Consider the following 22,610-nt stretch of genomic DNA (forward strand, 5'->3'; position numbering starts at 1 on the left):
GGAGCGGTCCAGCGGTTCGGTCGATCCGACCGACAAATCGAATCGAGCACACAGACGGACGCAATCGGAATGGCCGCGAACGTAGTTTCCCGCGTCAGTCGTCGCTCGAGGCCTGCCCGGTCGGGTCGCCCGCGGCGCCCGGAACGGCCTCGGCCGGCGCCGGCGGCTCGTCGCGCACGTCGGCGCCCTTGCCCTCGGCGATGACTTCCGCGTACGCGTCGGGGAAGACCCGGACGAAGTCGTCGAGCGCCGCCGTCCAGTCGTCGAGCAGTTCGGCCGCGCGGTCGCTTCCCGTGTACGCGCGGTGGTTCTCCACGAGCCGGCGCAGCACTCGCTCGTCGGACTCGTCGAGGGTCTCGGAGACCGACACCATCCCGTGGTTCACGCGGGCGTCGAGCCGGTCGTCGGGGTCGTACACGTAGGTGACGCCGCCGGACATCCCGGCCGCGAAGTTCCGACCCGTGTCGCCGAGCACGGCGACGATACCGCCGGTCATGTACTCGCAGCCGTGGTCGCCCACGCCTTCGACAACTGCCTTGACGCCGGAGTTGCGGACGCCGAACCGCTCGCCGGCGACGCCGTTGACGTACACCTCGCCCTCGGTGGCCCCGTACAGCCCGACGTTCCCGGCGACGACGTTCTCGGCGGGGTCGTAGCCGGCCTCCTCGGGCGTGTTGACCACGATTCGGCCGCCGGAGAGCCCCTTCCCGAGGTAGTCGTTCGCCGCGCCGGTCAACTCGAGGGTTATCCCCGGCGCGAGGAACGCGCCGAAGCTCTGTCCCGCGTATCCGTCGAACCGGCAGCTGATGGTGTCGTCCGGGAGTCCGTCACCGCCGTGTTCGGAGACGACGCGGTTCGAAAGCGTCGCGCCGACCGCGCGGTCGACGTTCTCCACGTCGCGGGTGAGCGCGACGGGCGCGCCGTCCTCGATGGCCGGGGCCGCCTCGTCGATGAGGTCCCAGTCGAGCAGGGCTTCGATGTCGGCGTCCTCCTGCTCGCGGGTCTTCGTCCGGGCGTCGCCCGCGGGGTCGGCGATCACCGCCGACAGGTCGAGGTGCTTCGCCTTCTCGTGGTCCGTCTCGCGCTGGGTGAGCAGTTCGGGGCGCCCGATGAACTCCTCGACCTCGGAGTAGCCGAGTTCGGCCATGAGCTCGCGGAGCTCCTGGGCGATGAACGTCATGTAGTTGATAACGTGGTCCGGCTGGCCGGGGAAGCGCTGCCGGAGGTCCTCGCGTTGGGTCGCGACGCCGACCGGACAGGTGTTCTCGTGGCACTGCCGTGCCATCACGCAGCCGGCAGTGACGAGCGACGCGGTCCCGAACACGTACTCCTCGGCGCCGAGCGCGGCGGCGACGGCGACGTCGCGACCGGTCTTGAGTCCGCCGTCGGCCGTGACGCGGATGCGGTCGCGCAGGCCGGTCGCGCGGAGCATCTGGTTCGCCTCGGCGAGGCCGAGCTCCCACGGAAGCCCCGCGTTCTTGATCGACGTCTTCGGGGACGCGCCCGTCCCGCCGTCGTGGCCGGAGACGTGGACGACGTCAGCGTTCGCCTTCGCGACGCCGGCCGCGATGGTGCCGATACCGGCCTCGGAGACCAGCTTCACGTTGACGTCAGCGTCGGGGCTCGCAGCCTTCAGGTCGAAGATGAGCTGCTTGAGGTCCTCTATCGAGTAGATGTCGTGTTGCGGCGGCGGCGAGATGAGCCCGACGCCCGGCGTCGAGCACCGGACGTGCGCGATCATCTCGTTGACCTTCTCGCCGGGGAGGTGACCGCCCTCGCCGGGCTTGGACCCCTGCGCCATCTTGATCTGGAGCTCGTCGGCGCTCGCGAGGTACTCGGCGGTGACGCCGAACCGGCCGGAGGCAACCTGCTTGACGTTACACTCCTTCTCGGTGCCGAACCGCTCCGGGGGCTCGCCGCCCTCGCCGGTGTTCGACTTCGCGCCGATCCGGTTCATCGCCATCGCGTTGTTCTCGTGGGCCTCCGGCGAGATGCTCCCGAGGCTCATCGCCGCCGTGGAGAAGCGCTCGACGATCGACTCGACCGGTTCGACCTCGTCGATCGGAACCGGGTCGCGGTCGGACTCGAACTCGAGGAGGCCGCGGAGTGTCTGAAGCTTCTCGGACTCGTCGTTCACTATCTCCGCGAACTCTTGGTACTGCTCGTAGTCGCCGCCCCGGACCGCCTGCTGGAGCGTTCCGACCGTCTGCGGGTTCCAGCCGTGCTTGATCCCCGACGAGCGGTGTTCGTACTCGCCCGTGGTCTCGAGTTCGGGGTCGGCGCCGAACGCCATCGCGTGGCGCGTCCGGAGGTCGTCTTCGATCTCCCCGATCCCGATCCCTTCGGTGCGGATCTCGGTCCCCTCGAAGTACTCGCCGACGAAGTCGGAGGAGAGTCCCACGGCCTCGAATATCTGAGCGCCCTGGTACGACTCCATCGTCGAGATGCCCATCTTCGCCATCGTCTTGAGGAGCCCGTCCTCGAGGGCCCCGCGGTACGCCGCGAGCGCCTCACCCTCGTCGGCGCCGTCGGGGCCTGCCACGACGTCGGCGATGGAGTCGTACGCGAGGTACGGATCGATCGCGTCGGCGCCGTAGCCGACCAGTGTGGCGATATGATGGACCTCGTGCGGCTCGCCCGACTCGATCACGAGTCCGGCGCGGTTTCGCAGGCCGTTGCGGACGAGGTGGTGGTGCACCGCCCCGGTCGCGAGCAGGCTCGGGACCGCGAGCCGGTCCGGGCCGACCGCGCGGTCGGAGAGCACGACCACGTCGGCGCCGTCCTCGATGGCGGCTGCTGACTCCCTGCGGATCTGCGTCACGGCGTCGACGAGCGACCCGCCGCGGTCGTACGTCACGTCGACCGTCACCGAGTCGAACGCCGGTCCGTCGCCGTCGACGGGCTCGCCATCGAGTCCCTTCAACGCCGCCATCTCGGCGTCGGTGAGTATCGGCGAGTCCGAGACGATCTGCTCGGCGTGTTCGGCGGTCTCGTCGAGCAGGTTCCGCTGGTTCCCCATCCGGGTCTCCAGCGAGGTGACGAGCTCCTCGCGGATGTAGTCGATCGGCGGGTTCGACACCTGCGCGAACAGCTGTTTGAAGTAGGTGAACAGCGGGCGGTCGATGTCGGCGAGCACCGAGAGCGGCGTGTCGTCGCCCATCGAGCCGACCGGATCTTTCCCCTCCTTCGCCATCGGCTCGACGAGGTGGTTCAGCGAGTCGGTTGTGTAGCCGAACGCGGCCTGGTGCGACCGGACTGTCAAGTCCTCCTCGCTCTCTTCGTCCTCCTCGTCTCCGTCGATCTCGGTGGATGACGCTGTTTCTGTGTCGACGTCGACCGCTCCCGCGACGTCGTCGAGGTTGACCTGTCCCTTGTCGACCCACTCGCCGTACTTCTCGTCGGTGAGTTCGGCGAACACCTCCTCGTCCGGGACGATACGACCCTCTTCGGGGTCAGCGACGAATATCTCGCCGGGCTGGAGCCGGCCGCGGCGCTGCACCTCGGCGGGGTCGGTCGGCAGCGCGCCGACCTCGCTCCCGACGATGAGCCGGTTCTCGTCGGTCACCTCGTACCGGCACGGACGGAGCCCGTTACGGTCGAGGACGCCTGCGACGCGGTCGCCATCGAAGCCGATGACCAAGGCGGGGCCGTCCCACGGCTCGACGAGCGAGGCGTGGTAGTCGTAGAAGTCGGTTCGGGCCGCGTCCATCAGGTCGTCGTCGCGGAACGCCTCCGGGATCAGCATCCGGAGGGTGTGCGGGAGGTCGCGGCCGGCCTGGAGGAGGAGTTCGACCGCGTTGTCGACGCTCGCGGTGTCCGACTGGTTCGGGTCGTCGATCACCGGCTTGATCGTGTCGAGTTCGGCGCCGAACGACGGGTGGTCGAGGTCGTTCTCGCGGGCGCGCATCCAGTTGACGTTTCCGCGGATCGTGTTGAACTCGCCGTTGTGGACGATGTTTCGGTACGGGTGAGCGAGGTGCCACGCGCCGAGCGTGTTCGTCGAGAACCGCGCGTGAACCAGGGCGACGTGGCTCGCGAAGCGCTCGTCGGTTAGGTCGGGGTAGTAGCCGGCGAGCTGCGAGCCCTTCAGCAGACCCTTGTATACGACGCGCTGGCGGTCGAGCGAGCAGACGTAGAACCGGCCGGCGCCGTCGACGTCGCCGACCGCGTTCTCGATCTCACGCCGGGCCGCGTACAGCGCGCGGTCGAAGCCGAGCAGTTCCGGGTCGGCGTCGTCCGGGCGCGTCTCCTCGCTGGTGAACCGCTCGGCGAGGCCGGCGCCCTCGACCGGTGCGGCGAACAGTTGGGCGACCTCCGGCTCGGAGTCGAGCGCGGTCGCGCCGAGGTCGGCGTTGTCCGTCGGGACGGAGCGCCACGCCAGCACCTCCAGCCCGTAGACGGAGAACACCTCCGCGATGACGTCGTGGATCTCTGCCTGTACGCTCTGCTCGGTCGGCATGAAGACGGAGCCGACCGCGTACTCGTCCGGCAGGTCGGCGTCGACCACGTCGTCGAAGAAGTCGTCCGGGCGCGCAACCATGATACCGGCGCCGTCGCCGGTGTTCTCTTCGGCGCCCGTGGTTCCGCGGTGTTCGAGATTCTCCAGCAGTCGGACCGCGTCAGTCACCGTCTCGTGGTTCGGTTCCCCGTCGAGGTCGACGATGCCGCCAATCCCGCAGTTCGACCGCTCGTCCGATACCGCCGCGAGTCCCCCGTCCTGACCCGAGGGATCCGCGTCCCCCCGGGTGTCACTACGTGGCTCGGTCATAGAATTCACTCACGAGTGATTGCTTAAAGGTATGACCCTGATACGGGTAGGATCCCTCGTACACACATTAGGGAATATAAGGTAATTATTCATCAGGGGTTCCTACCTCCCAATGGGTGTGTCACACGATCACTTTTTGATCGGATTTAGTTTGAACCGGATCGTGACTCGCAAAACTGTTGTTGATATGCACTCGTATCGTGCCGACCGTAGCGATTTTGTTAAGCTGGGTGGTGGGGCGTCCGACGGGACGGTCTCGGGGCTGTCATGATTACCGCGGTCGCTGTTCCGACTCGTCTGTCAACTAGTTACGACGGAGGCTCACTCAGTAAACGGCATGAACGAGCCGTTGATGTCCCACTCGTGGATACAGTGGATCTCACCCGGCTCGTCGTCGATCTGCCACCCGGTGGTCTCGTCGTTCCACTGCTCACGGCGACCACACAGCTCGCACTCACGCTCTCGTGGCGGGGTGATGGTCACGCTCATGCGTGGATAAAGGGGGCGGCCCAGCAAAAGGATATCGCCGGGTCCGCCTCGCCCTCACGATCGCGTCCCGTCTCGCCCTCACGATCGCTTCCCGCATCGGCCTCACGATTGCTTCCCGTACCGCCTGTCATCATCGCTCCTCGCACCTCACGCTCCCGTCTCTCCTCACGACTCGCGCCGCCGCGCACCGAGGCGTCCGACGAGGACGAGCGCGATCACCGTCGCCAGCGGGCCGAACCCAGGCACGTCCTCGGCGGTCGCCCGGATCGGTGCGTCGTCGTAACTCGGCGTTGGCGGCCCCGCGTCCGTCCCGTCGCCCCTCGTCTCCGACCCTTCGGTCGAGCCGGACGCGTTTGTCCCACCGCTCGCCGACGCCGGTCCGGTCTCGTCGGCCGTAGACCCGTCCGTCTCCGGAGCGCCGCTCGGCGGACCGTCGCGGGCCGACTCGGCATCGCTTTCGGACCGATCGCCACTCGCCGGAGGCCGACCTGATTGGGTCGGGGCGCCTGCGGGGGTGACGACGGGCTCGTCGCCCGCGACGCCGCGGACGTCCGCGACCGGTCGTATTTCGCCGCGAGCCCCCATGCGTCCGAACCCCGGTCCGACGCGGTCGTCGTTGCGACCTCGCGCCCCTTCGGCCGCAGACCCGGCCGACGATGCGTCTCCCGTCGTTGACGCGTCGGAGTCGCCGTCGGTCGATCGGTCAGCGCCGCCGACTCCCGATCCGCCGGTTGCGCCGTCCCCGGCGCCGCCTCCGCCACTATCGCCGAGCGAGTTGCCGCCGTCGGACGTTCCGCTATCGTCCCCGGACGATTCCGACCCGTCGAACGTTATCGTCGCCGACGCCTCGTGGTCGCTCTCGGCGTCCGAAGCGGCCGCACGGAGCCGTTCGTCCTCGACGCGGAACTCCGCGGTGAACGCCTCCCCGTCCGTCGGCGTCTCGTCCGTCGCGAAGGCGTCGCTCCCGTTGCTGACGACGAACAGCCCGCCGTCGTGGAGGGCAACGGTCGAGTTCGACGGTACCGACTCTGTCCCCGTCGCGAGCGTCGATCCGCTCGACCGCACGTCGAACGCGAGCCCGTCCAGTTCGGCGAGGTCGCTTCCGGTCTCGACCGTTGCGTTCCGCGCCGCCGGTAGTCCGGTCAGTCCGGTGGCGTTCACCGCGTACACCACGGTCTCGTTCTCACGAACGGTCTCGGTCCGAGAGAGCGTTCCGTCCGCAATCGCCTGTCGCACCGCGCGGGAGGTACCCAAGTCGTCCCGAGTGAGATCGGTCGTCGTGTACACGAGCATCTCATTTGTCGATCGATTTCCGACCGTGACGGTCGCTTCGTCAGACGTCGCGGCGAGTCCCTCCTCGGAGCGGATGGCGAGCCGATACGTCCCGGGCGACAGCGTACCGTTTGACAGAGATGTGTTGACCGATTCGACTGTCGCGCCCGGCCCCGTGGCGATGACGCTGTCCGTTAGCGATTCGTTGCCGAGCGCATACGTGTTAACGCTGATCGAAGTGCGTCCAGGGGCAGGTGTGGAGAGATTAGCAGTTGCAAATGTTTGATTTGTATCTGAATCGATGACTTTGATCGTCACTCTAGAGACATTGTGATGTAGCAGATACTCGGATTGTTTTCCGATTTCGACAGTAGCATCTATCCCCCTGAGACTTGCAGTTTTATCGTTTTTTCCGACTAGACTGAATTGTCCATCTCCGTTCACACCATCTCCAGACAGTGAATAATTTCCTGTTGCTAAGCCAGTAGTGTTGAACACTACTTTGTCCACCCCGTCAACAGAAGAACCCACTCCAACAATCATGGGTTCATTGTTTGGTCGTTCTTTATGCAATTCGACACGGTCTGTAGCTGTTGAATTATCCTCAAATGCGACTAGACTACCAGAGTATATTGTACTCCCTTCGTATTCCGAATTATTATAGTGATAATCAAATGCATCGCTAGTATTTACGCTTGTAGGCACATTTGAGATGTTAATTTCTGCGCTGTCAGACACGTCTCCGTCTACAAAATGATCTGATACATCGGAATTCACTAACTTCTTGGTCGATTTTAAATTCACAGGCTCACCAGAATCTTGACCCTTTGCCAGGCGAATCGTTGCTATGTATCGATTGGTATGCCTAATCCTACTCGCTTCTCCATCTGCATCTTTAATTGGCACTGATAACTCATCATGTGCCCCCGTTAGGACATCTGAATACCCTACATATTCTTCATATGCAATCTCACCATCAGTAGTCAATGGTTGAATAGACACAATATATGGAGTTTGCATTCCATATGTATCTCGCACTTCCGCTCTTGCCACCGTAACTTCTGTAGCCTCTGCCGGATCATATTCCTGATTTTCTAACTCAATAGTTCCTAGATACACTTGGAACATTTCTTTATCAATAGCGGATTCTTTTAATTCGACAGATAGGTCTGACCCAACTTCTTTTTCGTCATCATCTATTTCTTGCTCGGGTATCAGATATGCGCCAAACTTTCCACCTAAATTGGACGTGTTAAGTGATGTCACGTGATCTCCACTCATTTCCTGTGCAGTCTGCGAGCGATATCCGACTATTTCTCCGTCTTCTTTATCAGTAATAATGACCGAGGAATTAACATTTGATCTGAGATTGTTAATTGTAATTCCGGATTCAGTCCTACTATCTTTCTCAAAGTTAGTAGAGACGGTCGCTTGGTCTGGAATCGTCATCGAGCCATCCAAGTATTGAAATTCTTTAGACTTTTTTGTGAGATTCTCTCCTTTTAACTCCTCATATGTTCTTGTTGAGTCCTGACTGACGACACCAACTTCATACTGCAAACCTTCTTCCATTTTAGCTGCTGATGAGTTTATACCTGCAACTTGTACTGAGTTGAATTGAACTGGATTGCTTCTATTTTGGTGTTTAACCTGTACCGCAAGGACACGACTTTGATTGTACGTAATTAATTTCGAGTCTTTTATATCGCCGTTCACAACGTCTGAATTTCGAATATTAACTTCTGAAACGTTTACACCCGCTTTCTCTAAATCGGCAAGACTCAGAAACAGAGTTATATTTTTATTATTAGTTTCTGTTCCACTCGTGCTAACTTCTATATTTGAAATGTTATGAGTTGTCTCAAATGATAGAATATCTTCAGGGTCTCCTGCCTCGTTGATATAATATTCTTGGTTCCCGTTGGATCCTACAGACGCTCCGGCTAATCCTGATGTAATAACAGAGCTGAACAGAATAATACTAAGAATAACTGCTAACCCATTCCAAATTGAATTTTTTCGATCCATCGTGACGGGCCACGTTAAGTAGAGCAGCGGCTAGGAGGAACACTCACAGTGGTGTCCGACGCACTCGCTACCTCGCCACTGCCTCGCATCGTGGGACACAATCACTCGGTTGATTGTTTATTAAAGGATTAACGGACGAAGAAGCTTCTACTTGCGTAAACGTCGCCGGTCACCCACCCGTCAGTTACGAAATATAAGCAGTTACTGCGCGGACTGTAAAGCCGAGAGAAACGAGCGTCAGAGACTTCAGGCAGAAGACGAGTGTTCGGTCTGTTCCATCAGCGAGAGAATGTCGTCGCCGGCGTCGACCGGCGTCGGGTGGGCACCAACGAGTGCGATCACGTCCTCCTCGTGTTTTACCGTCGCCACGTAGAGCAGCACGGGAACGTCCTCGACGCTGCCGCTCTGGTTCTCGCCGACGTTGACCTGCGCGTCGATAGTCGTTTCGAGTATCGATACCTCGGTTTCCTTGCCGAGGATGGTCCGCGTCTCCGACCCGCGGCTCTCGATCTCGTCGGCCTGTATCTCGGTGCCTTCCCCGCCAATCCCGCGCTGGTCGACCTGCTCTAACAGCCGCCGGATCAGCTCCACGTCATCGGCGCGAACGAGGGGATTAACCGACTGTCCCCCTACCGGCGCGTCGGGCGTGCTCGCCACGAACAGCGCCGAACCGTTGTCTTGGTTCTCGTACCCGGCCACCCAGGTCGTCGCCGAGACCTTAGCGTTCACACCCGCCACGTCGAACTCCTCTTCGATGATGAACGACTGCGGCTCCTCGCCCTCGTACCCGGCCGCTGAGGCCGCCTCTGCAGGAACGCGGGCTGGGCTGGCGTCGAACTCGTAGCTCCCGTTCTCTCCCCCAGCGCACCCAGCCACGGCGACGGACGCTGATGCGGCGATCGCCGCGAGCAGTCCACGTCTGTGCATGAGAGGTGTTAGGCACGCTATAACGTTTAACTGTGTCGCCCCGGGGAATCCCGCGTGATAATCGGCGGTGCGTGGTGTCAGTTTCGCGAACGAAGGCACAAAGTTCACGGTGGGGCGTGTGCGAAATGAGCTAAATGGAACGCCGAGGACAGATTGGGCTGGTGGAAGCGCTCCTCCTTGACGTGGTTCGACTCCACGAGACGTGGATGGAGGTCCTCTTCCCGCGCCAGCTCGATCCGAGCGCAGTGCTGGGAAAGTGGAAACCGGAGACCGTCGTCCAGAAGGCCGGGTACTACCTCTGGGCGGTACTCGGCGGGCCCCTTGTCGCGGTCGCGTACCCGCTCCTGCTCGTCGGGTTCGCCACGCGATTCTACGCCACGAAACTGGACTCGGCGGTCGCGCGCTTCGGCGTGGTCGGGGCCGTCATCGTCGCGACGGTCGTCTGGGGCTCGCTCACTCTCCTCGCCCACTTCCAACTCCCGACAGAGGTGATGCTCGGGATCGGCGGGGCCAGCGTCGTGGCTGTCGTTTCCGCGGGCGCGGCCGCCGGTTTCTCGAAGGTCGGGGGTCGGTTCGTCAGCGTCCTCCTCGCGTACCCGTTCGCGATGACCGCGATATTCCTCCCGCCGGTCGTCGCCGGGCTGCTCACACCCGCCATCTCGACGTTGGTGATCGACCCGAGCTACGACCTCGCTCGGTGGATCCTCGACACGTTCCTCGCCGTCGGCGGGATCAACGAGACGCTCCGGGGCGCTTTCGACCTGGAGACGTTCGGCGAGCAGTGGGGCGTCGCCGGGCTCGGCTACGTCCTAATGTGGCTCGGCATCTCCATCCCGCTCGGCTGGTTCCTCGGCGTGCTCGTCTCTCTCGCAGACCTGATCCGCCCGCAGCCCGACGCCTGAGACGATATTGCTCGTCGACGCGGGCGACGCCACCGGTGACGATGTGGCCGCGTTACTCTGATACGTCGAACCGTTCGCTGGCCGTCTCGAACGCGGACTCCGACTGTTCCTTGCTCAGACGGCTTTCCCGCTCCGCGATCGCTTCGGGATCGGGATTCGCGGCGTCGTCGATCCGAGCGAACGACTTGTGGACCTTCGTGTGACACCAGCGACACAGCGCGACCGTGATCTCGTGGGGGCCGGCGTCCGCCGCCTCATCGGCGTCGCCGGCGTCCGCCGTCTCATCGACGTCGTCCTCGCCGCTCGCGCGGCCGTACGAGAGGTGGTGTTCCTCCACTAACGGTCGGGCGTCGTCGTGGGCGATGCGGACCTCCTCGAGGCCGCAGCGGTGACACTCGCGGCCGGTGGTCGTCGAGCGGTAGTGCGGACACCGCCGCCACGCGTCGTCGGGGCCGACGTGACAGGCGTAGCCGTCGACGCGGCGGGCCGCGGCGAACCCGGGGTCGTCGCCGGCGCGCGTCAGCGCGAACCGGCACCGACCGTCGTCGGTCAGGTGATCGCAGACGCCAGCGACCGCATACGGATCGTCGACGCCGACCGGGGTACCGTCCGGCGTCCGTTCCATCTCAGATCAGGCTCGCGCCGTCGAGGTCGGTCCGGCCGTACTTGACGTCGAGCAGCCGCAGGAGAGTCGGTGCGATGTCGAGGAGGTCGGCGTCCTCGATGTTCGCGTCCGGGTGATCGATGAACAGGGCAGCGTCCTCGAACGTGTGCATGCCGGTCCGCGGGCCGTTCGGGTCGAACACCGACTCGTGCTGGCGGAAGCCGGATTTGAGGTCGAACCCTTCGTTCGGGATGACGACGAGGTCGGGGGCGATCTCGTCGTGGTCGCCCCTGAAGACGGTCTCGCGCTCGACGACCCGCTTCGCGACCGGCTTCCCGTCGGGACCCTCCCACGTTTCGAGAGCTGCCTGCAGCTCCGCGCGCACCGACTCGTACTCCGACTCGGGGACGACTCCCTCGGGCTCGCGACCCTCCAGGTTGAGGTAGAACCGCCCGGGGACAAGCGAATACGCGCGGGTGTCGTCGTCGATGTCCGTCAGCGCGCTGTGGTCCTCGGCGTCGGCGTACGAGAGCCACCCGTTCCGCTCCAGCCACTCGTTGCAGTAGACGTCGTAGCGGAGCCGGGTGAATCCGTGTGTCGACCCCACGACCAAGCGGACGTCGTCGGGGAGAGCCGCTCGGATCGCCCCGATGTGCTGATCGAGCGCGGCGTAGAACTCGAGGAAGTCCTCGCTGTACTGTCCCGAGTCCACGTAGTCGCCCCACAGGAAGTGGTTGATCCGGTCGGGCGCCGTGAAGACGCCGACGAACAGGTCCCAGTCGTCGCGCTCGACGTACCGGGAAAACGCGGCGGCGCGCGCGTCGAGCGTCTCACGAGCGTGCTCGATGAACTCGGACTTGTCTGCCTTATGCCCGAGCTTGGCGTTCACCGACAGCCGGTAGTCGCTCCCGGTGAGGTACTCCCGTAGCTCCTCGGGATGGGACGCCTTGTCGACGTCCGGCGAGAGGTACCCCGACACCATTCGTTGGATCGTCCGCTGGGGTGGGAACGTGACCGGGACGTTCATCACCGTCGCGTCGAGGCCGGCCTCGGTCGCGCGGTCCCACACGCGGGTGGCCTGGACGTCCCGTCCCATCGGAACGTACGTGTCGTAGGATCCGATCTCGCGGTCTTGAAAGCCGTACACTCCGGTCTCTCCCGGGTTTCGGCCGCTGGTGAGGACGGGCCAGCACGCGCTCGACTCCGGGGGGACAGTGCTGTCGATCGGTCCGCCGTCGCCCTCGTCTGCGATCGCTGACAACGTCGGGAATCTGTCCGGGTTGTCGTCGACGAGACCGTGCGGGAGACCGTCAATCCCGATGAACGCCACGCGCGGGGTGTCGGTTCCGCGCAACCGGTCGAAGAGGCCCATAGGGGTACATCCGCCGTTGAGGGCAAAAGGGTTGACATCGACTGGCACCGGACCGACCCCGAAGTCGACCTCCCAACTGGAGGCCTCCCTCTCTTGTCTCGCGGGCGGCGGGCGACGCCGAGCGAGTCGACGGTCGGTGACCCGCGGCTCGCTCGGGACCCTTTTCAGGACGCTCCGTGATGGTGACGCATGGAGACGCGACGCGCGCTGCTCGTCGACGCGTTCACGGACGAACCGCTTGCCGGGAACGTCGCCGGAGTGGTGCCGGACGCCGCGGGACTGAGCGACGACCGGATGCAGAAGATCGCCGCGGAGCTCGGCGCTTCGGAGACCGCGTTCCTGTTCGACGCGGGCGACGGCGCCGACGAGCGGCTCCGCTACTTCACCCCCTCGACCGAGGTCGACCTCTGCGGGCACGCCACGATCGCGAGCTACGCCGCATTGTACGCGGCCGGCGAGATCGACTCCGGCGAGCGCACCCTCCGGACGAACGTCGGCGACCTCTCGATCCGGGTCGACGACGGGACCGTCTGGATGCGCCAGAACCCGCCGACGGTCGAGCGCGTCGACGAGGCCGACCTCGACGCCGACCGCCTCGGCGACGCGCTCGGGATCGACCCCGCGGCGCTCAGGGACGTCGGCGCCGACCTCCCCGTCGCCGTGGCGTCGACCGGGCTCCCGTGGCTCGTCGTCCCCGTCAACTTCCTCGAACGGCTCGGCGAGGCCGCTCCCGACATGGCCGCCGTCGAGGCGATCTCGAACGCGCACGACGTCGCCGGGATCTACGCGTTCACCTTCGACGCGCTCGACGCCGATTCGACGCTCCACGGCCGGGCGTTCGCACCCGCCGTCGGCGTCGCCGAGGACCCGGTGACCGGGACGGCGAGCGGCGCGGTCGGGGCGTACCTCCGGGCCGTGGACGCGTTCGACGGCGAGCTACCCGAGGAGCTCCGGTTCGAGCAGGGGCACTTCCTCGACCGTCCCGGGCATGTCGAAGTTCGGATCGACGGCGACGCGGTTCGGGTCGGCGGCCGCGCGGTGGTCTCCACCGAGGGCGAGATGACCCTGCCGGCGGAGCGCGACGACGACGACATCATCGAGGTGTGAACGGGCGGCGCGTCCGTGGCGCGTCCATGGCGCGTCCGAGGCGAAGCGCGCGGCCGAGCCGTCGTCGGCCCCGCGCGGACGACGGGTGCGCAGACTGCGGGCCGAACGTTTAGGCCGCCTCAGAACGTACCGTTTCCATGGAGTTCGACCTTCCACGCGCGGCTGCGTTGCTGGTACTGATCGTCGCGATCGGCGCCGCGGCGCTGATCGGAAGCGGGATGATGCCGTTGCGGATCACCCTGATGATGGTCGTCCCGTCGATGCTCGTCTTCGGGGGAATCGCCTTCGCCATCGGCGTCAAACACGGCCAGTTTCGGTCGACGCACGCGTGATCGACCCTCACGACGGTCGCGTATCGCACGCGCTCAGACGCGTCGGTTAGCGTCGGTCGGAACCACGATGCTTTTTAAAAACGGCCAGTAACCCGAAGCCGTGTTACTCGGGTCTCCGCTCACCGAACTGCTGCTCCTCGCCGGTGGCGCCGTCCTCCTGTACGCGGGCGCCGAACTGCTCGTCATGGGCGCGAGCGATCTGGCACTCGCCGTCGGGCTGAAGGCGTCGACAGTCGGCGTCACCGTCATCGCGTTCGCGACGACCGCCCCCGAGCTATTCGTCTCGCTGCTCGGCGCCGTTACGGTGTCGACGGACGTCGGACTCGGTACGATCCTCGGCTCGAACATCGCCAACATCGGACTCGTCCTGGGTGTCTCGGCGATAATCCGTCCCCTCAACATCTCCGATACGGTGTTCGAGCGCCAGGTCCCGTTTATGGTGCTCGCCGCGCTGCTGCTCGTCGGCCTCGGCTGGAACGGTCGAATCGGCCGACTCGGGGGGCTCATCCTGCTCGGCACACTCGTCGCGTTCACCGTCGTGATCCTGCGGCGTATCCAACAGACACAGTCCGGAATCTCTTCGGCGGAACGCGCGAAGATGCCCGATGCGAGCGTCCGCGACGTCGCCACCGTGGTCGGCGGTATCGTCGCGCTGCTGATCGGCTCCCGCTGGCTCATCGACGGCGGGGAGTCGCTGCTCTCCGCCGCCGGATTCTCCGACATCTTCATCGGGCTCACGGTGCTCGCGCTCGGCACCTCGCTCCCGGAGTTGGCGGCCAGCGTCGTCGCCGCGGTCCGCGGCGAGGCGGAGTTCAGCGTGGGCAACGTCGTCGGGTCGAACATCTACAACATCCTCGCCGTCCTCGGCATCGTTGCCGTGGTCCGCCCCATCGGCGTGAGCGCCGGCGTCCGCGGCTTCGAGTTCCCCGCGCTGCTCGCGTTCACCGCCCTCCTCGTCGGACTCATGTACCGCGGCGAGGAGATATCCCGTGTCGACGGGGCGCTTCTCGTCGCGGGGTACGGGCTCTTCGCGTACCTCTTGTTCCCGTAACGCTCCGGAGGCCCACGCCGCCTCTCGGCCGGAACTGACGCCGCCTCTCGGTCGCAACCGACGCCTATTCGGCCGCTCGGTTCGGATCGACACCCGTGATAGCGATCGTCGTCAGCCGGGCCGACAGCGCCTCCGTACACATCGGCGAGCGACTGCTCGCCGCCGGCGACTGGGAGCGGCGCGAGGACGAGAGCCGTCCCGATGCCGCGGGCGGCGGGGCCTACTACCGGGCGGACGGCTTCGAACTCCGCGAGTTTGAGGACCTCCATATCGACCTGCACGATCCGGCCGCCGCGTTCGGCGGCGCGGACGACGCCGACATCGACTTCCTCGTCTTCGTCTCCAAACACGCCGGGGAGACGGGCAAACTCCTGACCGCTCACGTCACTGGAAACTTCGGGCCGGCGTCGTACGGCGGCGAGCCGGAGACGCTCGCGAGCGCCGCGCCCGGGGCGGAAAAGCGGGTCGTCGAGGCGCTGGCGGCACACGCTCCGTCGGAGTACGACGTCGGTATCGAGTGCACTCACCACGGGCCGACGGCCGTCTCCGTCCCCTCCCTGTTCGTCGAACTCGGGTCCGACGAGCCGCAGTGGGCGGACCCGGAGGGGGCCGAGGCGGTCGCGCGGGCGGTCCTCGACCTGCGGGGGACCGGGCCGGATCTGGTCGACGGCGACTCTCGCCGCCACGTCGTCGGCTTCGGCGGCGGTCACTACGCGCCGCGGTTCACTCGGATCGTCCGCGAGACCCGCTGGACCGTCGGCCATATCGGCGCCGACTGGGCGCTCGATGAGATGGGCGCTCCGGCGGCGAACCGCGAGACGATCGCGCAGGCGTTCGAACGCAGTCGCGCCGAGCACGCCGTGATCGAAGGCGAGAAGCCCGACCTCGAAACGGTCGTCGAGGGGCTTGGCCACCGCGTGGTGAGCGAGACGTGGGTCCGCGCGGTCGGCGACCGCCCGCTCCCGCTGATCGAGCGGCTTGAGAGCGACCTCGCGACCGTCGACGAGGGACTCAGGTTCGGGGCCGTGTCACCGGCGTCTCCGGACGCGGTCTCTATCCGCGAGCTCCCGGCCGAGTTGCTCTCGCGGGCGCAGGGGATCGACCCGGAGGCGACGCGTGACGCGGTGGCCGCGAATACGGTCGCCTTCGACACGGAACAGGCGGGGACCCGCGCGGCGGGGGCGGCCGCCTTCGCCGACGGCGGGGACTCACCGGGCTACGCGGACCTCGTCGCCGAACTCGCCGCGGTGCTCGCCGAGAGCTACGACGCGGTCGAGGTGACTGACAACGCCGTCGTCGCCCGCGAAACCGCCTTCGACCCCGATCTCGCGAGGGTCCGCGGCGTGTCGGAGGGGCCGGCGTTCGGCCGGCTCGCGGACGGAGACGCGGTGGAGGTCGACGGCGAGACCGTCACACCGGACGACGTGTCGCGGTCGCAGACCGACCGATTCCCGGTCGCGATCGAACGCGGAGGCCGGTGAGCCCCAATCGAGGCGATCGACGGCCCCGCGGACGCATCGGCGGCTGTCTGCTACCGTCTGACTAGCGTCAGACGATCGGGCAAAAATAAATACGTCCGGGTCGCAACCCACCACATAATGGATTCTATCGTAGAGGACGCCATCGATGAAGCCGAGGAACCTCCGGCGGACGACGCCGGAGGGAACGGCGCCGGCGAGACCGACGCCTCGGCCGGTGCTCCGCCCCAGTCCGGAACGATGACCGACGACGAACTGCAGGACGTTCTTCAGGACCTCCAGACGAACATCACCGTCGTCGGCTGCGGCGGTGCCGGCGGCAACACGGTCAACCGAATGACCGAGGAAGGTATCCACGGCGCGAAGCTGGTCGCCGCGAACACCGACGTCCAGCACCTCGTCAACATCGAGGCCGACACGAAGATCCTCATGGGTCAACAGAAGACGCAGGGGCGCGGCGCCGGTTCCCTCCCACAGGTCGGCGAGGAGGCTGCGATCGAGTCCCAAGAGGAGATCCATGACGCCATCGACGGCTCCGATATGGTGTTCGTAACCGCCGGGCTCGGCGGAGGCACTGGGACGGGGTCTGCCCCGGTCGTCGCGAAGGCCGCCCGCGAGTCGGGCGCGCTCACCATCGCCATCGTCACGACTCCTTTCACCGCCGAGGGTGAGGTTCGCCGGACGAACGCCGAGGCTGGCCTCGAACGCCTCCGCGACGTGAGTGACACGGTCATCGTCGTTCCGAACGACCGCCTGCTGGACGCGGTCGGGAAGCTCCCGGTCCGACAGGCGTTCAAGGTGTCCGACGAGGTGCTGATGCGCTCGGTGAAAGGGATCACGGAGCTCATCACCATGCCCGGACTGGTGAACCTCGACTTCGCCGACGTTCGCACGGTCATGGAGAAGGGCGGCGTCGCCATGATCGGGCTCGGCGAATCCGACTCCGAATCGAAGGCACAGGATTCCGTCAAGTCCGCGCTCCGCTCGCCGCTGCTCGACGTCGACATCTCCGGCGCGAACTCCGCGCTGGTCAACGTCACCGGTGGCACCGACATGTCCATCGAAGAGGCGGAGGGCGTCGTCGAAGAGATATACGACCGGATCGACCCCGACGCGCGGATCATCTGGGGTACTTCCGTCGACGACGAACTGGAGGGCCAGATGCGGACCATGATCGTCGTGACCGGCGTCGAGTCACCGCAGATCTACGGCCGGAACGGCGAGCCGCCGGAGGAGGCCGCCGCGGAGATGGAAGACATCGACTACGTGGAGTGACGACCCGCCGACGCGCCGCGTCCCAGTAGCGCTCTTTTCGCGGGATCCGGTCGCGGACCCGGGATCGCCCCGCATCAAAAGGTAAAAACCGTCTCGTCTCGAAGTCGGTCCTAACATGGACGTTCCGTACGACCTCAACAGCTACGTTCGGGTGCTGAAGCTGGCGAGCACGCCGAGCACCGACGAGTTCCTCCAGGTGTCGAAGATCGCCGGTGCCGGCATCATCCTCGTCGGCTTCATCGGCTTCCTGATGTTCGCGATCATGAGCCTCCTGCCGGGGGTCGGCGCCTGATGCCGATCTTCTCGGTCAAGACCACCGCGAGACAGGAGCGGACCGTCGCTGACATGCTCGCAGAGAAGGAGATGCCCGAGATTCAGGCGGTCATCGCTCCCGACCAGCTCACCAGCTACGTGATGGTCGAGGCCACGGACGGCAGCGTGTTCGCCCGGATTCTCGACGAAATACCCCACGCTCGCGGCGTCATCCAGACCTCCGAGGGACCGGCCCAGAGCCCCTTCTCGGAGGTCGAGCACTTCCTTTCGCCGACGCCCGACGTCGAGGGGATCGCCGAGGGCGACATCGTCGAGCTGATCGCCGGCCCGTTCAAGGGCGAGAAGGCTCGCGTCCAGCGAATCGACGAGGGGAAAGACCAGGTTACCGTCGAGCTGTACGAGGCGACCGTCCCGATCCCGGTCACCGTTCGGGGCGACCAGATCCGAGTGCTCGACTCCGACGAACGCTGACTGCCGGAACGCTGTTCTCTCCTTTCTCGGCCGTTCTTTCACCCCTCGCCGCGCTACCAGACGGATCGTCGGCAACGACAAGGGCTTTATTTGACGCCGACCGACGGTTCGGACATGTTCGGTCCCGGCGTGCCGGCGATCCTGAGCCTGGTTCCAGACACGTTCACGTTCGCCTGGCTCGTCGCGATCCTCTTCGCGGTCTCGTGGGTCCTCGACAGCCGCGGGTTCGCGGCGGGTCGCCTGCTCGCGGCGGGTACGTGGGCGCTGTTCGGGCTGTTCTGGCTGACGACGGTACCGTACTTCGCGTTCGAACACCAGAGCTACGTCGAGTCGATTCTCGCGCTCGTCGGCGTTCCGGTCTGCACCTACGCCGGCTACCTGCTGTACAACGGCCGCGCGTCGCTGTTCACGCTCACGCGGGCGATCGCGCTCATGCTGTTCATCTACCTGCCGTTCGAGACGATCCCTGCGTTCTCGGTCGCGGGCGTGGCGTTCCCGGAGCCCCGACGGATCCTCATCGAGGCCGTCGCGACCCAGACCGGGTTCCTCATCGACCTGCTCGGCTACGCACCGGAGCGCGTAATGAGCTACGAGGGGTACGACGCGGCGTACGCGTGGACGCTCGCAGACGGCCACACGGTGACGATCCACGTCGTGCTGGCGTGTACGGGACTCGGGAGTATGGCGATATTCGGCGGCCTCGTCGCCGCGGTGCAGGCGCCGCTCTCGCGGAAGCTCCGCGCGCTTGCGGTCTCGATCCCGCTCATCTACGTGCTCAACATCTTCCGGACGACGTTCATCTCCGTCGTCGCGGGGAACCAGTACATGCAGTGGCAGACGGATCTCGTGCTCGCGATGTTCGGCGCGACCGACCCGTACCGCGTCTCGTTCCTCATCTCCGACCGGATCATGAGCCAACTGCTCGCGGTCGTCGCGCTCGTGGGGATCACGTTCCTCGCGGTGCGAGAGCTGCCGGAGCTGGCGGTGATCCTCGAGGACGTGCTCTACCTGCTTACGGGAGAGGAACACGATCTGACGAAGTCGTTGGACCTGCCGCGCGAGCCGACGAACCGCTGAGCTCGGGGCGGCACCGCCGACTCACTCGCGGCGAACCGGCGTTCGCTCGCAGACGAAGCGGTGGCCATGGCAACATATAGGGCCGGCTGTGCGAAACGTCGGACCATGCACACGACGAATCAGCCGGCGCCGCGACGGCATTCCGGGGGAGGTGGCCGCTCGTGTTGAGCGCGATCGACCCGCTCAGTTACCTCCAGACGAACGTCGCGAAGCTCGTGCTGGCGACCCTCCTCGGGATGTTCCTCGGTCTCGAGCGGGAGTGGTCACAGAAATCGGCGGGCATCCGGACGTTCGCGCTCATCAGTCTCGCCGCGGCGATGTTCTCGCTGCTGGACGATCAGGGGTTGCTCCTCGTCGGTGGGGCGCTGATAGTCGCCAGCGCGGTGCTGCTCGCGGTTCGGAGCTTCGTCGAGCCGGACGTCGACGGGCTCTCGCTCACCACGTCGGTATCGATGCTCGTCACGTACGGCGTGGGCGTCCTCGTCGCCCAGGCGTTCTACATCGAGGCGGTGACGGTGGCGATGCTCTCCTCGCTGCTGCTCGTGTTGAAGCGGGAGCTTCACCAGTTCGCGTGGGGGCTCTCCCGCGAGGAAGTCCGCAGCGCGGTGGAGTTCACGATCCTGGCGTTCGTCGTCTTTCCGCTGCTCCCGGCCGAGACGATCGACCCGTGGGGCGCGGTGCAGCCGCGGCTCATCTGGTCGCTCGTCGTCGCCGTCAGCGGCATCGGCTTCGTCAACTACATCCTCGTGAAGCGGTATCAGGGCCGCGGCTACGCAGTCACCGGATTCTTCGGCGGCCTCGTCAACTCCACGGCGGTCGTCGCTGAGATGGCCAAACGCGCGAAGGGGCGGACGGACCTCCTGGACATCGCGGTCGGATCGATCCTGTTGGCGAACGCTGCCATGGCCCTCCGGAACGCCGCGGTCGTCGTCGCCTTCGTCCCGGAGGCCGCCCTTGTGGTCGGCGCGCCGCTCGGCGCGGTCACGCTCGGCGGAGTTCTAATCGCCGTCTGGCGGAGCGACTGGCGCACGACGATGGAAGCCGACCTCACTTCCCCGTTCAGCCTCCGGAACGCCCTGACGTTCGGCGCGCTGTTCCTCGCGGTGTTGCTCGTCTCCGCCGGCGCCGAACGAACCTTCGGCGCGGGCGGCTTCGTCGCCACGTCGTTCCTCGCGGGACTCGTCTCGTCCGGGACCGCGACGACGACGGCCGTCTCGCTGCTCGGCACCGGACAGATAACGGTCGACACCGCGGTCGCGGGCGTCGTCGCCGGGACCGTCGCGAGCATCCTGGTCAAGACCGCATTCGCGGCGAGCATCGCTCGTGAGCTGGTCCGGCCGGTACTGCTGTGGAACCTCGTGTTGATCGCGATCGGGGTCGCGGTCGGCGTACCGCTCCTCCTGCTCTGACCGGTTGGTCGACGATTCGCCCGCTGCCAGCCGTCGGACGGCGCTTACGAGAGGTGCGCCGCCACGTCGGTCGAGGAGACCATCCCGACGTAGTCGTCGTCGACCACGGGGAGGTGTTTGACGCCGTACATCGTCATCATCGCGGCGACCTCCTCCATCATGAGGTCGGGGGTGACCGTCTCCACGTTCTCGGTCATCACGTCGCGGACGACGGCTTCGTCGAGGTCCCGACCGGCCGCGACGGCGCCGACGATGTCGCTCTGCGTGATGATACACCCGCTGCCCGCCGTGACCACGAGCGCGCTGATGTCGCGGTCGGTCATCCGTCGCGCGGCCTCGCGGAGCGGCTCGTCGGCCCCGATCGTCTCAAGCGGCGTCGACATGACCTCGCTGACACGAGTTCGATCGTTTAAATCCATACTGTGTCAAGCGGTAGTCTGTCTGATTATTCTTCCGGTGCCGCCGCCCTCTCGGACTCGTCCGACGGTCGCCGCGGCGGTCACCGTTGCTCCGAGACGTACGCCGTGAGATCGGTCGTCGAGACCATCCCCACCAACTGACCGTCCTCGTTGACCACCGGCAGGTGGGTGTACCCGCGGTTTGCCGGCTCCGCGAACTCCTCGATGGAGTCGTCGGGCGCGATGGTGACAACCTCCGTCGTCATGAACGCCGACGCGGGGGTCTCGTCGTTCGGCTCGTTCTTCCGGACGAGCGAGACGAAGTCGGTCGCGGTGATCAGTCCCGCTAAGCGTCCGTCGTCGACGACGAGGATGGAACTCACTCCGGTCTCCAGCATGCGCTTCGCGGCGTCCGCGGCGGACGCGTCCGGGGCGATCGTCACGAGTTCGGTCGACATCAGCCGCTCGACTGTGTCTTCTCCCATGCGACGTGCTAACGCGAGACTATCGTATCAAACGTCCGGTCGTCCGCGGATCACTCGCCGACGAGGTCCGACGGTGCCCCGGCCAGCCCGGTGAGCGCGTCGGCTTCGACGTGATGGAGGTCGCCGGGGATGACGAGCAGGTGGAGCGGGTCTCCGAACGATCGGTCGGCCAGCGCGCTGAGCCGGTCGGCGGTGACGACCGCGTCGGGCGATCCCGCGCGAGCGACGACGACGGCGAGTTCGTCGCGCCAGCCGTCGGCCAGGAGGCCGGCGGCGACGTCGGCGGTCATGTATTCCTCGTGGTCCGGGTCGGCGCCGGTCGGCCCGGTCCCGACTTTGATGTCGAGGTAGACGACGGTGTGGAGCCCCCGCTCTCGATTCGCCTCGATCGTTTCGATCACGCTCGTCGGGACGTCGTCGCCGCCGTGGGCGTACGGGAAGGGGAGCGTCGTCGCCTTTCCGAACCGGTAGTTCTGAAGGCCGGTAAGGCTCGAGGCGGCCGACTGAGCGGTCACGCCGTGGATCACGCGGGTTTCGATTCCGCGCGCTTCGGCGCGCAGCCGGAGGTCCGTGTGGGTCGTTGAGATCATCGTGTCGCCGGCGGTACAGAAGGCGACGTCGCCGTCCTCGGCGGCCGAGAGGATCGCCTCCGGGTCCTGCTCGACCCCCTCGCGGGGACGGACCTCGATATCGGTTCCGTGGTACGACTCCAGCGCGTCGACGTCGGCACCGACGAGCCTGCTGGTGTAGAACTCGGCGAAGACGCGATCGGCGGCGCGCAGGGCCTCGCTCCCCTCGACGGTGACCGAGCGCTCGTCGTAGAGACCGAGCCCGATGAACGTGAGCATATCCATCGACTGGCGGGCGGCGGATAAAAGGACGCGGAACCGCG

19 protein-coding genes are annotated in these 22,610 nt (G+C 65.6%); 10 read left to right on the forward strand and 9 right to left on the reverse strand.

What is annotated here, in order from left to right:
- Positions 1 to 94: 94 nt before the first annotated feature.
- The 4 genes from gltB to ACNS84_RS01805 all read right to left on the reverse strand — a co-directional run bounded on the left by gltB (position 95) and on the right by ACNS84_RS01805 (position 9,484).
- Positions 95 to 4,768 carry a glutamate synthase large subunit gene (gene gltB / locus ACNS84_RS01790; RefSeq protein ID WP_435073133.1) on the reverse strand — a complete coding sequence of 1,558 codons (4,674 nt, stop codon included), beginning with the start codon at positions 4,766 to 4,768 and terminating at the stop codon, positions 95 to 97.
- A 321-nt stretch (positions 4,769 to 5,089) separates the two neighbouring features.
- Positions 5,090 to 5,257 (reverse strand): HEWD family protein, encoded by a 168-nt coding sequence (locus ACNS84_RS01795; RefSeq protein WP_435073134.1) that lies wholly within the window; start codon positions 5,255 to 5,257, stop codon positions 5,090 to 5,092.
- Between the two features lie 165 nt (positions 5,258 to 5,422).
- The gene (locus ACNS84_RS01800) at positions 5,423 to 6,550 is read right to left on the reverse strand and encodes a PGF-CTERM sorting domain-containing protein (protein ID WP_435073135.1); all 1,128 of its coding nucleotides are present in this window, start codon (positions 6,548 to 6,550) and stop codon (positions 5,423 to 5,425) included.
- A gap of 2,253 nt (positions 6,551 to 8,803) precedes the next feature.
- The gene (locus tag ACNS84_RS01805; RefSeq protein ID WP_435073136.1) at positions 8,804 to 9,484 is read right to left on the reverse strand and encodes a DUF6517 family protein; all 681 of its coding nucleotides are present in this window, start codon (positions 9,482 to 9,484) and stop codon (positions 8,804 to 8,806) included.
- 161 nt (positions 9,485 to 9,645) lie between these two features.
- Between ACNS84_RS01805 and ACNS84_RS01810 the strand changes: the two genes are divergently transcribed.
- Positions 9,646 to 10,386, forward strand: a complete 741-nt coding sequence (locus ACNS84_RS01810; protein WP_435073775.1) for a hypothetical protein — start codon at positions 9,646 to 9,648, stop codon at positions 10,384 to 10,386.
- A gap of 52 nt (positions 10,387 to 10,438) precedes the next feature.
- Here ACNS84_RS01810 and ACNS84_RS01815 read toward each other — a convergent pair whose 3' ends face one another.
- Both ACNS84_RS01815 and ACNS84_RS01820 read right to left on the reverse strand, forming a co-directional pair.
- On the reverse strand, positions 10,439 to 11,011 hold the full coding sequence (locus ACNS84_RS01815; protein WP_435073137.1) for a DUF7097 family protein: 573 nt from the start codon (positions 11,009 to 11,011) through the stop codon (positions 10,439 to 10,441).
- A 1-nt stretch (position 11,012) separates the two neighbouring features.
- Positions 11,013 to 12,362, reverse strand: a complete 1,350-nt coding sequence (locus ACNS84_RS01820) for an alkaline phosphatase family protein (protein ID WP_435073138.1) — start codon at positions 12,360 to 12,362, stop codon at positions 11,013 to 11,015.
- A gap of 189 nt (positions 12,363 to 12,551) precedes the next feature.
- On the opposite strand from ACNS84_RS01820, the gene ACNS84_RS01825 reads away from it, so the two are divergent.
- From ACNS84_RS01825 to ACNS84_RS01865, 9 genes are all read left to right on the forward strand, one after another.
- Complete coding sequence (locus ACNS84_RS01825; protein WP_435073139.1) at positions 12,552 to 13,469, forward strand: PhzF family phenazine biosynthesis protein; 918 nt, start codon at positions 12,552 to 12,554, stop codon at positions 13,467 to 13,469.
- Between the two features lie 137 nt (positions 13,470 to 13,606).
- On the forward strand, positions 13,607 to 13,801 hold the full coding sequence (locus ACNS84_RS01830; protein WP_435073140.1) for a DUF7333 family protein: 195 nt from the start codon (positions 13,607 to 13,609) through the stop codon (positions 13,799 to 13,801).
- 100 nt (positions 13,802 to 13,901) lie between these two features.
- On the forward strand, positions 13,902 to 14,852 hold the full coding sequence (locus tag ACNS84_RS01835; RefSeq protein WP_435073141.1) for a calcium/sodium antiporter: 951 nt from the start codon (positions 13,902 to 13,904) through the stop codon (positions 14,850 to 14,852).
- Positions 14,853 to 14,947: 95 nt separating this feature from the next.
- A complete protein-coding gene (locus ACNS84_RS01840) occupies positions 14,948 to 16,333 on the forward strand; it encodes a D-aminoacyl-tRNA deacylase (RefSeq protein WP_435073142.1) in 1,386 nt (461 codons plus the stop codon).
- A gap of 117 nt (positions 16,334 to 16,450) precedes the next feature.
- Complete coding sequence (gene ftsZ / locus ACNS84_RS01845; RefSeq protein WP_435073143.1) at positions 16,451 to 17,605, forward strand: cell division protein FtsZ; 1,155 nt, start codon at positions 16,451 to 16,453, stop codon at positions 17,603 to 17,605.
- 115 nt (positions 17,606 to 17,720) lie between these two features.
- On the forward strand, positions 17,721 to 17,897 hold the full coding sequence (locus ACNS84_RS01850; protein WP_322531408.1) for a protein translocase SEC61 complex subunit gamma: 177 nt from the start codon (positions 17,721 to 17,723) through the stop codon (positions 17,895 to 17,897).
- Positions 17,897 to 18,349 (forward strand): transcription elongation factor Spt5, encoded by a 453-nt coding sequence (locus ACNS84_RS01855; RefSeq protein ID WP_435073144.1) that lies wholly within the window; start codon positions 17,897 to 17,899, stop codon positions 18,347 to 18,349. Before ACNS84_RS01850 ends, ACNS84_RS01855 begins: the two co-directional genes overlap by 1 nt.
- Positions 18,350 to 18,463: 114 nt before the next feature.
- Positions 18,464 to 19,426 carry an archaeosortase A gene (gene artA / locus ACNS84_RS01860; RefSeq protein WP_435073145.1) on the forward strand — a complete coding sequence of 321 codons (963 nt, stop codon included), beginning with the start codon at positions 18,464 to 18,466 and terminating at the stop codon, positions 19,424 to 19,426.
- Between the two features lie 161 nt (positions 19,427 to 19,587).
- The gene (locus tag ACNS84_RS01865) at positions 19,588 to 20,835 is read left to right on the forward strand and encodes an MgtC/SapB family protein (protein ID WP_435073146.1); all 1,248 of its coding nucleotides are present in this window, start codon (positions 19,588 to 19,590) and stop codon (positions 20,833 to 20,835) included.
- Positions 20,836 to 20,879: 44 nt separating this feature from the next.
- Here the strand turns inward: ACNS84_RS01865 and ACNS84_RS01870 are convergent, their stop codons facing one another.
- From ACNS84_RS01870 to dph5, 3 genes are all read right to left on the reverse strand, one after another.
- Entirely contained in the window at positions 20,880 to 21,254 is a 375-nt protein-coding gene (locus tag ACNS84_RS01870; protein WP_435073147.1) for a CBS domain-containing protein, read from the reverse strand.
- An 80-nt stretch (positions 21,255 to 21,334) separates the two neighbouring features.
- Positions 21,335 to 21,718, reverse strand: a complete 384-nt coding sequence (locus ACNS84_RS01875; protein WP_435073148.1) for a CBS domain-containing protein — start codon at positions 21,716 to 21,718, stop codon at positions 21,335 to 21,337.
- Positions 21,719 to 21,768: 50 nt separating this feature from the next.
- Positions 21,769 to 22,566 (reverse strand): diphthine synthase, encoded by a 798-nt coding sequence (dph5, locus tag ACNS84_RS01880; protein WP_435073149.1) that lies wholly within the window; start codon positions 22,564 to 22,566, stop codon positions 21,769 to 21,771.
- Between the last annotated feature and the right edge of the window lie 44 nt (positions 22,567 to 22,610).

The sequence above is a fragment of the Halorubrum wangae genome (assembly GCF_051194135.1).
GTDB lineage: Archaea > Halobacteriota > Halobacteria > Halobacteriales > Haloferacaceae > Halorubrum.